General features: G+C 66.6%; 11 protein-coding genes. 5 read left to right on the top strand and 6 right to left on the bottom strand.

All coding sequences use genetic code 11. The features are described from left to right. Positions 1–37: 37 nt before the first annotated feature. Together ilvA and IBJ82_RS27045 are read right to left on the bottom strand one after the other, a co-directional pair. A complete protein-coding gene (gene ilvA, locus IBJ82_RS27050) occupies positions 38–1,261 on the bottom strand; it encodes a threonine ammonia-lyase (protein WP_194828818.1) in 1,224 nt (407 codons plus the stop codon). A gap of 60 nt (positions 1,262–1,321) precedes the next feature. Beyond that, positions 1,322–2,500: a serine hydrolase domain-containing protein gene (locus tag IBJ82_RS27045; protein WP_194828817.1), complete on the bottom strand. Its 1,179-nt coding sequence runs from the start codon at positions 2,498–2,500 to the stop codon at positions 1,322–1,324. Positions 2,501–2,606: 106 nt separating this feature from the next. On the opposite strand from IBJ82_RS27045, the gene IBJ82_RS27040 reads away from it, so the two are divergent. The 3 genes from IBJ82_RS27040 to IBJ82_RS27030 all read left to right on the top strand — a co-directional run bounded on the left by IBJ82_RS27040 (position 2,607) and on the right by IBJ82_RS27030 (position 5,629). Then, complete coding sequence (locus IBJ82_RS27040) at positions 2,607–3,329, top strand: GntR family transcriptional regulator (protein WP_194828816.1); 723 nt, start codon at positions 2,607–2,609, stop codon at positions 3,327–3,329. Positions 3,330–3,413: 84 nt separating this feature from the next. Then, positions 3,414–4,901, top strand: a complete 1,488-nt coding sequence (locus IBJ82_RS27035; protein ID WP_194828815.1) for an NCS1 family nucleobase:cation symporter-1 — start codon at positions 3,414–3,416, stop codon at positions 4,899–4,901. Continuing rightward, on the top strand, positions 4,901–5,629 hold the full coding sequence (locus IBJ82_RS27030) for an aspartate/glutamate racemase family protein (RefSeq protein ID WP_194828814.1): 729 nt from the start codon (positions 4,901–4,903) through the stop codon (positions 5,627–5,629). Before IBJ82_RS27035 ends, IBJ82_RS27030 begins: the two co-directional genes overlap by 1 nt. Before the next feature lie 8 nt (positions 5,630–5,637). Here IBJ82_RS27030 and IBJ82_RS27025 read toward each other — a convergent pair whose 3' ends face one another. Together IBJ82_RS27025 and idi are read right to left on the bottom strand one after the other, a co-directional pair. Continuing rightward, positions 5,638–5,991, bottom strand: a complete 354-nt coding sequence (locus IBJ82_RS27025) for a hypothetical protein (RefSeq protein ID WP_056824299.1) — start codon at positions 5,989–5,991, stop codon at positions 5,638–5,640. A 186-nt stretch (positions 5,992–6,177) separates the two neighbouring features. Further along, positions 6,178–6,738 (bottom strand): isopentenyl-diphosphate Delta-isomerase, encoded by a 561-nt coding sequence (gene idi, locus IBJ82_RS27020; RefSeq protein ID WP_370585497.1) that lies wholly within the window; start codon positions 6,736–6,738, stop codon positions 6,178–6,180. Between the two features lie 616 nt (positions 6,739–7,354). Here idi and IBJ82_RS27010 point away from each other — a divergent pair. Continuing rightward, the gene (locus IBJ82_RS27010) at positions 7,355–10,306 is read left to right on the top strand and encodes an AMP-binding protein (protein WP_194828813.1); all 2,952 of its coding nucleotides are present in this window, start codon (positions 7,355–7,357) and stop codon (positions 10,304–10,306) included. 99 nt (positions 10,307–10,405) lie between these two features. Continuing rightward, positions 10,406–11,005 (top strand): methionine biosynthesis protein MetW, encoded by a 600-nt coding sequence (locus IBJ82_RS27005; RefSeq protein ID WP_194828812.1) that lies wholly within the window; start codon positions 10,406–10,408, stop codon positions 11,003–11,005. 1 nt (position 11,006) lies between these two features. On the opposite strand, the gene rffA is transcribed toward IBJ82_RS27005, so the two are convergent. Beyond that, complete coding sequence (gene rffA, locus IBJ82_RS27000) at positions 11,007–12,146, bottom strand: dTDP-4-amino-4,6-dideoxygalactose transaminase (protein WP_194828811.1); 1,140 nt, start codon at positions 12,144–12,146, stop codon at positions 11,007–11,009. Then, a complete protein-coding gene (locus IBJ82_RS26995) occupies positions 12,136–13,224 on the bottom strand; it encodes a glycosyltransferase (protein ID WP_194828810.1) in 1,089 nt (362 codons plus the stop codon). The genes rffA and IBJ82_RS26995 overlap by 11 nt, the downstream gene beginning before the upstream one ends. Positions 13,225–13,229: the final 5 nt, after the last annotated feature.

Below are 13,229 nucleotides of genomic sequence, written 5' to 3'. Positions count from 1 at the left end.
TGTGGTTGCCGGAAACGCGGTGGGGCGCGCCGGGTTCCTAGAGCTCCGCGTGGACGCGGAAACCTGCGGCACGCAGCGCGTCCAGGACGTCGTCGCGGTGTGTGGCACCGCGGGTTTCCACGGTGAGTGACACTTCGACCTCGTCGACGGCCAGCCACGGACCCGTCCGTGAGTGCACGACGTCGACCACGCTCGCGCCCGCGCGCCCGACCACGGCGAGCAACGCCGACAGGGCACCCGGACGGTCGTCGATCGTGACGTGCATGGCCATGTAGCGGCCCGCGGCGCTGAGACCGTGGCCGATCACGCGAGTGAGCAACAGCGGGTCGATGTTTCCGCCCGACACGATGGTCACCACCGGGCCGGTCAGATCCTCGAGCGCGGAGGTGAGCAAGGCGGCGACGCCCGCCGCACCCGCGGGTTCGACAACGAGTTTGGCCCGTTCGAGGCAGAGCAGCAGGGCTCTCGACAGGGCGTCCTCGTCGACGGTGACGATCTCGGACACCAGCTCGGCGACATGGACGAAAGGCACCGCGCCGGGTAGCCCGACCGCGATACCGTCGGCCATCGTCGACATCCGCGGCACGCGAACCGGTCGGCCCGCCGCCAGCGAATCCGGCCACGCCGCCGCCTCGGCCGCCTGCACGCCGATCACCCGGACATCCGGCGCCAACGCGTGCAATGCCACCGCGACACCCGCGAGCAGCCCACCACCACCGGTCGGCACGACGACCGTGCCCACCTCGGGAACCTGTTCGAGAATTTCCAGCGCGACCGTCGCCTGACCGGCGACGATGTCGGGATGGTCGAAGGGATGGATCAGGGTAGCGCCGGTCCGATCGGCGAATTCCTGTGCGGCGACCAAGGATTCATCGATCGTGTCACCCACCAGATGCACGTCGGCGCCGTAGGCGCGCGTAGCGACCAGCTTCGGCAGCGAGGCCCCGACCGGCATGAACACCGTCGAGGCGATCCCGAGCTCGCTCGCCGCCCACGCCACGCCTTGCGCGTGGTTGCCCGCGCTGGCCGCCACCACACCCCGCGCCCGATCCGCCGCGGGAAGATTGGCGATCCGGTTGTAGGCCCCGCGCGGCTTGAACGACCCGGTCCGCTGCAAGTTCTCGCATTTGAGCAGCACCTGCGTGCCCGCCCGCTCCGACAACACCCGCGATCCCACGGTCGGCGTCCGCCGGATCACCGGCTCCAACAGTCGCGCAGCTTCCTCGATCCGCTCCAGCCCAACGGTCTCCATCCGCCACATAGTGCCAGGCCCGGCCGGTGCGAGGCGTAGGTTCCGGGCCCGGCTCGGAACCGGGCAGTGTCAGGTGTGTAGTTCGGTCTTGGCGATGTTGTGAGCGATGGTGCCGAGGCGGGTGAGGCGGGCATCGCCCAACGGGGTGAGTCTGCCGCCGAGACGGTTGGTGACGAAGGCGAGAGACAGACCGGTCTCGGGGTCGGCGAAGGCGCCGGAGCCGCCGAGGCCGAAATGGCCGAAGGCGGAGATGGGGTCGGCCTTGGAGGGTTTCATGGGGACGCCGTGGAAGCCGAGGGCCCACGGGATACGAAACGCCAGGACGTAGTCGGGGGTGAAGACCTGTCGGGTGGCGAAGCGCGGAATCGAGTCGGGGGACAGGATGCGGGTGCCCTCGAGCTCGCCGCCGTTGGCGAGGGCGGCGTAGAGGCGGGCAAGGGCGCGTGCGGAGAAGACGCCGTTCACCCCGGGCATCACCGAATCATGCACGCGCGCATCGACGATCAGGTCGGCGAAACCGCGCGGGGTGGTTTCGGCGGCGGCGCTGAAGCGGGTGCGGGTGAGCAGGTCGGAGCCGGTGTCCCAGTCCATGCCAGCGGCGCGCAGGCGCGGGAAGGTGGTGGCGATCCGGTGGCGCTGGTCGTGCGGCACCCGAAACCAGAGTTCTTCGGCGTCGAGGGGTTCGGCGAGCTCGGTGCGCACCACATCGACGAAATCGCGGCCCGTGACCCGCTGGACGATCTCGGCGGCCAAATGCCCGTAGCTGATTCCGTGATAGCCGCTGGTGATCCGGTGCCGAGGGTCGGGAGCGGCCGCGGCCAGGGCGGCGGTGACGGCTTCGTCATCGAGGAAACTCTCGATCGGGCCGGGCAGCAGTCCGCGCAGACGGTGCAGGCCGGCGCGGTGGGTGAGCACATCACGCACGGTGATGTCGGCCTTGCCCGCGGCGGCGAACTCCGGCCAGTACTCGGCGACGGGACTGTCGTAGTCGAGCTGTCCGCGATCGGCCAACTGGTGGATCACCGTGGAGGCCACGCCTTTTCCGGTGGAGAAACCCAACGCCACCGACTCCGCCGTCCACGGCACACCCGGGCTCGCATAGCCCGCCCACACATCCACCACCGGCTCGCCGTGCAGATAGACACACAGCGCGCCACCACCGTGTGAGGGTTTGCGGAACAGATGGTCGAAGACGGCGACCAAGCGGACGAAACGGCGATCCACCGACTGTGTTGTGGTAACTCCCATCACCCGAGCATGCCATTTCGCACTAGGGACCGGTCGGTACGGTGATCGTTTCCCAACTGTCACATCGGGCAGTCCGCGCGCAATACACCGGCCATAGCATGTTCGCATGTCCTCGAGACGACGATCGGCGCTGCTCGCAAGGCTTGTGGTCGATGAGCCAGGCCGACCGCGGGTGATCCTCGGCGAACTGCGCCGGGTGATCCTCGACGGCGCCGTACCGCCGTGCACCGTGATCCCGCTGCGTGAAGTCGCCGAGCTGTTCGGGGTGAGTCATATCCCGGTCCGTGAGGCGCTCAAGACGCTGATCGGGGAGGGGCTGGTCACCCACCGCCCGCAGCGCGGTTACCAGGTGGCCCAGCTCACCGCCCGTGAACTGCGCGAAATGTACATCGTGCGTGACACGTTGGAGACGGCGTCGCTCGCCGCGGCCGCGATGCACGCCGACGAGCCCGAACGCGCGCACCTGCTCGCGGTGAACGACCTACTCGAACGCGCCATCCTCGACGACGATCCCGAGGCGTACCAGCGGCAGTCCCGCAGCTTCCACGTGGCGCTGACGCGGCCGTCGCGGATGTTCCGGCTGCTGCACATGCTCGAAGCGGCGTGGAATGTCACCGAGCCGGTGCAGTCGATGGTCCATATCGACCGGCTCGACCGCGAGCGCCTGCACATCGACCATATCGCCATGCTCGACGCGTTCCTCGCGCGCGATATCGACCGCCTGCTCGCGGCCGCCGAGGAGCACCACCGGAGGCTGGAAACGGTGGTCGCGACCCTGCCGACCGATACCGGACTGCTCGCGCCCGAAGATATATCTTCGGTGCAATAGGCGCGAAATTCCCGGGAAACCGCAGGGCAACTGCTGATACTTACCGTCAGTTCAGCAGATATACCCTTTCGGACGGGAACGACCATGACCGACACTCTTACGTCCTCGGCGGTTCCCGCCGGCGAACCTCCCACCTATGATCCGCGGCTGACCAACGATGATCTCGCGCCGCTGCGCAAGCAGAGTTGGGGCACTTACAACATCTTCGCGTTCTGGATGTCGGACGTGCACAGCGTCGGCGGATATGTCACGGCGGGAAGCCTTTTCGCGCTCGGTCTGGCCAGTTGGCAGGTGCTCGTCGCGCTGCTCCTCGGCATCACCATCGTGTACTTCTTCTGCAATCTGGTGGCGAAACCGAGTCAGATGACCGGTGTGCCCTATCCGGTGATCTGCCGCAGCGCGTTCGGCGTGCTCGGCGCGAACATCCCCGCGATCATCCGCGGGTTGATCGCGGTGGCCTGGTACGGCATTCAGACGTTCCTCGCGTCGGCGGCCTTGGATGTCGTTCTGGTGAAACTGTTTCCAGGATTGGCGCCCTACGCCGTCACCGCCGACTACGGGTTCCTCGGCCTGTCGGCCCTGGGCTGGGGCAGCTTCCTGCTGCTGTGGGTGGTGCAGGCGTGCGTGTTCTGGCGCGGCATGGAATCGATCCGCAAGTTCATCGACTTCTGCGGTCCCGCTGTGTATGTCGTGATGTTCCTGCTCTGCGGCTACCTCATCGCGAAGGCGGGCTGGAGTGCCATCGACCTGAACCTCGGCGATGTGAAATACACCGGCTGGGCCTCGGTGCCGGTGATGCTCGGCGCGATCGCTCTCGTCGTGTCGTATTTCTCGGGTCCGATGCTCAACTTCGGCGACTTCTCCCGGTACGGCAAGAGTTTCGCCGCGGTGAAGAAAGGCAACTTCCTCGGGCTTCCGGTGAATTTCCTGGTCTTCTCGGTGCTGGTCGTGGTCACCGCCTCCCTGACATTGCCGGTGTACGGCGAACTCATCACCGATCCCGTCGCCACCGTCGCCGAGATCGATTCCACCTTCGCGATCGTGCTCGGCGCACTCACCTTCACCATCGCCACTATCGGGATCAATATCGTCGCCAATTTCATCTCACCGGCTTTCGATTTCTCGAATGTGAGTCCGCAGCGGATCAGCTGGCGGGCGGGCGGCATGATCGCGGCGGTCGGTTCGGTGCTGATCACGCCCTGGAATCTGTACAACAACCCTGACGTCATCCACTACACCCTCGAGGTGCTCGGCGCCTTCATCGGACCGCTGTTCGGGGTACTGATCTGCGATTACTACCTGGTGCGCAAGCAGAAGGTGATCGTCGACGATCTGTTCACGATGTCGGAGGCCGGGGCCTACTACTACACGAAGGGTTACCACCCGGCCGCGGTCATCGCCACCGCCGTCGCCGCCGCTGTCGCGGTGTTCCCGGTGCTGGCCAACAGCCTGCCCGGCATGCACACCGCCGCCCAGTACAGCTGGTTCATCGGCTGCGGCGTCGGCTTCGTCGTCTACTACCTGCTGACCGGCGCCAGGCGCGCGGCCGCTGCCGAGGAGGTCGGTGTCTGATGCGCATCAGGGTCGTCAACCCGAACACCACGCGGGCGATGACCGACACGATCGAGCAGTGTGCGCTGGCCGTCGCGGGCCGGGGCACACTGCTCGACGCGGTCACCTCCGAGATCGGGCCCACCTCGATCGAGAGCCACTACGACGAAGCGATGAGCGTGCCCGGCCTGCTCGCCGCGATCCGGCAGGGCGAGGCCGACGGCGTGGACGGGTATGTCATCGCCTGCTTCGGCGATCCGGGATTGGACGCGGCACGGGAACTGGCCGCGGGGCCGGTGATCGGGATCGCCGAGGCGGCTATGCACACCGCGAGTCACCTCGGTCGCGGATTCAGTGTCGTCACGACGCTGGGCCGCACCATCGGGCGGGCGGCGGATCTGGCGGAACACTATGGGATGCAAAGGTTCTGCCGGGGGATCCACGCGTGTGAGATACCGGTACTCGCACTCGATACCGACCCGGACGCGCGCAAGATAGTCACCGAGGCGTGTCGGGTGGCCGTCGCGCAGGACGGGTCCGACGCTGTGGTGCTCGGGTGCGCGGGTATGGCCGATCTGTGCGCGCACATTCGCGACGAGATCGGGGTGCCGGTGATCGACGGTGTCGCGGCGGCGACGTTGACCGTGCAGTCGCTGGTGACGATGGGGCTGCGCAAGTCGGGTAGGGGAGAGTTCGCGACACCGCCCGCTAAGACCTATGTGGGTGTGCTGGAATCCTTCGGTTCGTGAAGGCCGTTTCAGACGCCGGCGGTCTCGGTGGCCAGTGCGTTCAGGACCGCATCGAGATCGTCGACGTCGACCACCAGGCGGGTGAAATCGGGCCCGTCCAGGTCGATGCGAACCGCGCTGCCGCCGAAGGTGGTGTCCCAGAACTCTTTGCGGCCCTTGCCGCGATAGACGCCCGCGGCGATTACGCCGGGAATGAAGGTGCCGGGGGCCCGAACCCACGGGGGCCGCAGATCCACCTCGGCGCTGACGATCTCGGTGATCGCGGCGCGGTCGATCACGACCTGCTGGCGCAGGGCGAGTAGGCGATGCCCACCGAGCACATTGACCGTCACCGTGTCGTCGTTGATCTCGACCTCGACCATCGTTACCTCACTCGCCGTCGTGTGGACCGTTCGATGTCCAGCTTGGTCGGGCGGCCTGTTCACGGACTGTGGTGAGCCTGTGAGTTAGCCAAGGAATCAGAAACATAGACTGATATAGATATGCGCATCTAACCGGTGTGCCGCTATAGGGAGCAGAACGAAAAGAGATCGCACGGACGGGCCCGGTCAGGGGCGGTGGGCCTGTCCGGCGATCTCGAGCACCTGTGCCAGCCATGGCGTGAACTTGCCGGGGTTCTCCGCCAGATCGGCACGCACGGCCTGCGGAGCGATCCACGCCCAGTGCGCGATCTCGGCCGGGTCCGGCCGCGGCGCCGGATCGTCGACGACACCGATCAGGACGTGGTCGTATTCGTATTCGACGCGGCCGGTCGTCTCGTCTCCGGCACGGTAGGTGAACGCACCGACCTCGGTGAGCTCGGCCGCCATCCCGAACTCCTCGCGCAACCGGATCGCCGCCGCCTCCGTCACCACCTGACCCGGCGCCGGATGCCCACAGCAGGTGTTGGCCCACTGCAGCGGGAACCTGGTTTTCACCGCCGCGCGCTGCTGGAGCAGGACGTGCCCGTTCCGGTCGAACAGCAGGACGGAGAAGGCGCGGTGGAGCGTGCCGGGTGGCCGATGAGCATCGGCCACCGAGCACGCTCCGATCGCTACACCTGCGTCGTCGACCAACTCCACAGGCATTGCTTCACGGTCGGTCGACGGGTCGGCGAGCTGTTCGGTCACCTGGCCACCTTATCGGCGACGATCATCAGGTACTGGAAGCTGCCCTCCCGGTACGCGGTGAGAAAGGGCTGCTCAACGGTCATGGCATTGGTCCTCACCTGGGGAGCGGCACGGCCGATCGACCTGTTCGCGAGGGATGCGCGACAGGCTGAAGGGTGGGTAACAGTTCGAAGCGAATGGTCCTGCGCGGATAACCGGGCTGCTGAAACGGTGTTACACGAAATCTGATGCGTGTCAGTACGTTCCGGACGTCAACGATGGTAGGTGCTCGAAGTGGCCGCACGTCGGGTATTCGGTAAAACATAGTGATGACCGGGAGATCCGTTGTGTGGGAGGCGATTGCGGACACGGTGGTGGCCGGCTGATCGACGTGGCGAGTCGGCCCTTGTCGTGCCTGGGTCATCCGTTCCGAGGCGATCTCGGGCGTGACGGCGAACCGTTCGAGAGTTGTGACCGCAGCGTGATCGGCCGTTGAGCGGGGGATGTGATCAGAATCGCCGGAACATGCGGCCTGTCACAGCCGACACATAATGGAGGTCCGGTGTGGTTAGCTCATATGAGCACATCGGGGTGTGTGAGGTGTGTCACTTTAAGCAGGTAAGGCCAGGTGGGAACGGTGGATATCAGTCCAAAAGGTGTGGTCGGTTCGGTGCAGCGATTGCTGGCTACCGCGCAGAACGGGCTGGAGGTGATCCGCTTCGGCGGATTGTCACACGATGTCGAGTCCTCGCCCTTCGAGGTCGTCGAGCGTCGCCGCATGTATCGGCTGCGGCACTACTTCCCCGACGATTCGACGCCGGGCCGTCCGGTGGCGCTGCTGGTGCCGCCGTTGATGGTGAACGCCGACATCTGGGACGTCAACGCCGAAGGCGGCGCGGTCGGCATCCTGCACGCCAGCGGAATCGACTGCTGGGTCATCGATTTCGGTTCACCCGCGACCGAGGAAGGCGGCTGGGAACGCGACCTGGCCGACCACGTACTCGCGGTGAACTCCGCCATCGACTCCGTCTGTGAGGCCACCGGCGCGCAGGTGCACTTGATGGGGTACTCCCAGGGCGGCATGTTCGCCTATCAGACCACCGCTTACCGCTACGGCAAGGGCGTGGCCTCCATCGTCACCTTCGGTAGTCCCGTCGACATCGTCGCCGGTATGCCGTTCGGGTTGCCCTACGGTGTGGTCTCCGAGGTCGCCGACTTCCTGGCCGACCATGTGATGCACCGGCTGCCGATCACCGAGTCGATGGTGCGTATCGGCTTCCAGATGCTCGACCCGGTGAAGACCGCCAAGTCGCGCATCGACTTCCTGCTGCAACTGCACGATCGGGAAGCGTTGCTGCCCAAGGAACGTCAGCGCCGCTTCCTCAACAGCGACGGCTGGGTGGGGTATGCGGGCCCGGCGGTGGCCGATCTGCTCAAGCAGTTCGTCGCCCATAACCGGATGATGCTCGGCGGCTTCGTGATTCGCGACCATCCGGTGTCGCTCGCCGAGCTGAAGTGCCCGATCCTCGCGTTCGTCGGCGAGGTCGACGACATCGGTCAGCCCGCCGCGGTGCGTGGCATCGTGCGGGCCGCGCCCAATGCCGAGGTGTACGAAGCCAGCTTGTTGGCAGGCCATTTCGGGCTCGTCGCCGGTTCGACGGCCACCAATCACACGTGGCCGACGGTGCGCGACTGGATCACGTGGATGGACGGCAACGGCACGTTGCCCGAGCAGATCGTGCCCATGCAGGAACACGTCGCGAGCAACGCACCGCGCACCGCCGCCACCCGGATGGTGCACACGGCCGCCGGGTTGGCCGAGGCGGGCGCGGGCGTCAGTAAGGCGCTGGAAGGCATCGCGGGCAACACGATTCGAGGATCGATCGAGATGGCGGGCGAGGCCGCGCGTGCGCTGCCTCGGCTGACGCGGCTCGGGATGATCCAGCCGCACACCCGTATCTCGCTCGGCAAACTGCTCAGCGAGCACGCCTCCCGCGCGCCGCAGAAGGACCTGGTGCTTTTCGACGACCGGGTGCACACCAATGCCGCGGTCGAGAAGCGCGTCGACAATGTGGTGCGCGGCCTGATCTCCGTCGGTATCCGGCCCGCGATGCGGGTCGGCGTGATGATGGAGACGCGACCGAGTGCGCTGGCCTCGGTGGCCGCGCTGTCGCGGATCGGCGCTGTCGCGGTGCTGCTCGCACCCGGCGCCGAACTCGACCGCGCCATCGAACTGACCGGCGTGCAGACGCTGATCACCGACCCGGAGAACCTGCGCTCTGCCGCCGCGACCGCTGCCAGGGTGCTCGTGCTCGGCGGCGGCGACAGTCGTTCGCTCGCGGTGGCCACCAGTGACCGGGTGGTCGACCTGGAGCAGATCGACCCGGCGAAGGTCAGGGTGCCCGCGTGGTACCGGCCGAACCCGGGTCTGGCGCGCGAACTCGCGTTCGTACTGGTGCTCGGCTCCGGCGACCGCCTCGAGGCGAAGTACATCACCAACCATCGCTGGGCGCTGTCGGCGTTCGGCACCGCGAGCGCGGCCGATCTCGACCGCCGCGACACCGTGTACTGCCTTGCGCCACTGCATCATTCGTCGGGACTGTTGGTGAGCCTCGGTGGGGCGATCGCCGGTGGCAGCCGGATCGCGCTGGCCAGGCCGGTGGACATGGACCCGAACCGCTTCGCCGAAGAGGTGCATCGCTACGGCGTCACGGTCGTCACCTACACCTGGACCATGCTGCGCGATCTGCTCGACGCCAAGGTCTTCCCCGCGGGCCACAACCACCCGATCCGCTTGTTCATCGGCTCCGGTATGCCCGCTGGACTCTGGCGGCGCACGGTCGAACAGTTCGTCCCGGCCAGGGTGCTCGAGTTCTACGCCTCGATCGACGGTGATGTGGTGCTGGCGAATGTCACCGGCGCCAAGATCGGCTCCAAAGGCAGGCCCGTGCCCGGCACCGCGCGCGTGGAACTGGTCGCCTACGACCCGATCAGCGAACAGATCCTCGTCGGCGACGACGGATTCGCGCGCCGCTGCGCCGATAACGAACCCGGCCTGCTGCTCGGCAAGGCCGTCGACGGTGGCGACATCTCCGACGGCGGGCTGCGCGGCGTATTCCGGGCCGGTGACGCCTGGTGGCCGACGGAGAATCTGTTCCGGCGCGACAGTGACGGTGACTACTGGCTGGTCGACCGCCGCGACACCGTGATCCGCACCGCGCGCGGCCCGGTGTTCACCCAGCCGATCGTCGACATGCTCAACGACATCACCCCGGTCGACATGGAGGTCGCGTTCGGACTGAAGACCGCGGTCGGGGTCATCGCCGCGGCCGCGCTGAGCGTGCGTCACGGATTCCGGATCGAACCGGGTGATATCACCGAGGCAATGCGCGGGCTGGAGGATTCCCAGCGTCCCGACCTGGTCTACGTCGTCGACGAGATCCCGCGTAGCGCCAGCTTCCGCCCCTCGGCGTCGGCGGTCCAGGCCGCGGGTCTGCCCGAGGCGGGCCCGGGCACCTGGATCTACAACCGGGAAACCGAGACCTACGAGGTGCTCACCGCATCGGACGCGGCGCGGTTGCTGGGCTGAGCGAGTCCCCGCCGACCATCTCTCGGTCGGCGGGGACACCGAATCTTCCGTAACATCGCGTGGGCTAGTCGTTTCACCGATGTTCCAAAGGATCTTTTCGTGAGCACCAGCCTGATCTATCGCAGCGGAACCGTATACGAAGTCCTGATGCGGGGGTTGTACGGACGTCACTACGACGGGCGTTTTCAACCGATTTCCGCCCTGATTCCAGTGGGGGCCAGCGTCGTCGACGTCTGTTGCGGTCCGGCGACCCTGTTCACCAAACATTTGCAGGAAAAATCCGTCGACTATCGCGGGCTCGATCTCAATGAGGGATTCGTCGCCGAACTGGCCAGAGCGGGCGGACGTGGCGATGTCTGGAACGTGCACGCCGACGACCCGCTGCCGCCCGCCGACTACCTGATCATGCAGGCCAGCCTCTACCACTTCCTGCCCGACCCGGAACCGGTCATCGATCGCATGCTCGCGGCGGCCCGCACCCAGGTGATCATCACCGAGCCGGTGCGCAACCTCGCGACCAGTGACAATCGAGTGCTCGCCACGATCGGTAGACGGTTCACCAACGCGGGCGACGGCGCTCAGGAAGCCCGGTTCACCGAGCCGAGCCTGGATGCTTTCTTCCGCCGGTACGGGTCACGGGTGTCCTACCGCGCGTTGATCGCGGGCGGTCGGGAGAAGCTCTACGTGCTCGACGTCTGAGTCAGACAGTGAACGCGGTGACCGCGTCGACGACCCGAGCGACCTGCGCGTCGCTCAGATCGGGCCACAGCGGGAGCCGAACGACCGTGCCGGAGAACTCGGCACTGCGCACGCACGGATTCGGGGTCCGGCCGAGTTTGAAGCCGGCCGGGCTCGAATCGAGCGGTACGTAGTGGAACGGCGCGGAGATCCCGAGTGAGCCGAGGTGACTGATCAGGTCGTCGCGTCGGGCCTCGGTCGGGGTGCGCAGGTAGTACAGGTGCGCGGTGTGCTCGCGGTCGTCGGGGACCGTCATCAGACGTATATCGTTGCGCGCGGCCCAGTCCGGCAGCGCGCTCGCGTAGCCGTTCCACACCCGATGGCGGCCGGCCTGGATGACATCGAACTCCGCGAGCTGCGCGTCGAGTACGGCCGCGTTGAGTTCGCTCGGCAGATAGCTGGAACCGATGTCCTGCCAGGAATATTTATCGACCGCGCCGCGCAGGAAACGGGCCCGGTCGGTGCCCTTCTCCCGGATGATCTCGGCGCGTGCCATCAAGATCTCGTCGGTGAGCAGCAGCGCGCCACCTTCACCGCAATGCACGTTCTTGGTGTCGTGGAAGCTCAGCGTGCCGAGCGTGCCGATGGTGCCCAGGGACTGCCCACGCCAGCGACCGCCGAGGCCGTGCGCATTGTCCTCGATGATCGCGAAGCCGTGCGTGTTCGCGAGCGCGAGCAACTCGGCCATGTCCGCGGCGACACCGCCGTAGTGGATGACGACGACGGCTTTGGTGCGCGGCGTGAGCGCGGCGGCGACCGAGGCCGGATCGAGATTGCCGGTCGAGAGATCGATATCGGCGAAAACGCAGGTCACTCCGCGCAATGCCATCGACGTGGCGGTCGAGGTGAAAGCGAAGCTCGGCACGATCACTTCGTCGTCGGGGCCCAATTCGAGCAGCAGGCCCGCCATTTCGAGCGCGGAGGTGCACGAGGTGGTCAGCAGCGCGTGGGGGGCCTCGGTGATGGCCTTGATCTTCGCAGTGGCCGACGCGGTGAACGCGCCGTCGCCGTGACTGTGATCAGAGTTCAGCACCGCCTCGAGGTTGGCCAGTTCCTGGCGCGCCCGAAACGGTCGACTGAAGATGATGCGGTCACTGCTCAACCCGGTCGGTCTCTCTCTTCGCGGTGGTCGCTTCCCGCTGACCGGGACGCGGAGTCGGTGAATCGACGGTGAGGTACAACGGTTTACCCACAAGGACATGCAGCGCGACGCCGAGGTATTCGGCGATCAACCCGAGCGAGAACAAGGTCGCACCCGAGCACAGCAGCAGCACGACGATGATCGACGCCCACCCTTCGGGCGCACCGTCCCCGGTGAGATGCTGGCCGACGATCACCGCGGCGAACACGAGCCCACCGAGCGCGAGCGTCACGCCGAGCATGCTGACCAGCCGCAGCCCACGGGTGCCGCTGCACAACACCATCTTCCAGAACAGCGAGAACAGTCGACGGTAGTTGTACCCGGACTCGTCTCGACCCTCGGCCCGCAGCTCGACCGGCACCTGCGCGACCGTGCCGACCACCCAGGTGAGTGCGACGTCGAGGTACACACCGTTGGACGCGACCCCGGCGAGCTGGCGACCGATATCACCGCGGATGAGTCGGTAGCTCTCGAATCGGCTGGAGTCGGGGAAGGCGAACAGCGTCGCCAAGACGATCTTCGCGCCGCGCGAGGTGATGTTGCGCAGGAAACCGTGCGGGCGGGTGTTCACCGGCTTCGAGTACACGAGGTCGGCCCGCTCGGTGAGCGCCGCGTCGAGGAACTGGCCGATGAAGGCGGGATCATGCTGACCGTCTTCATCCATGGTGATGATCCAGTCACCGCTCGCCGCCGACATGCCCGCGATGGTCGCCGCGTCCTGGCCGAAGTTGCGGCTCAACCACACGGTGCGAACCTCGTCGAAGATGTGTTCCAGTTCCTGGAGCACCACATCGGAGTGGTCGGGGCCGTGATCGTGGACGAGGACGACCTCGTCGACGACGAACGTGACGCCACCCGGCGTTTCGGTCGGTTGGTTCAGCTTGTGCAGTTCACCGACCAGGGCGCTGATGGTGTCCTCGCCGCGGTAGATCGGCACGACGACCGAAACCCGATGCGGGCGAGGGCCGTTGGACGCGTCGCTATGACCGTTCGGCGTCGGAGGAGCGGAGCGGTAGGTCGGCGGGGTGGGAATCGGCATCAGCT

The sequence above is a fragment of the Nocardia sp. XZ_19_231 genome, assembly GCF_015355705.1.
In the GTDB taxonomy this organism is placed as follows: domain Bacteria; phylum Actinomycetota; class Actinomycetes; order Mycobacteriales; family Mycobacteriaceae; genus Nocardia; species Nocardia salmonicida.
The sequence above is the reverse complement of the archived record's forward strand: the minus strand, read 5'-3'. Positions and strand labels throughout refer to the sequence as shown.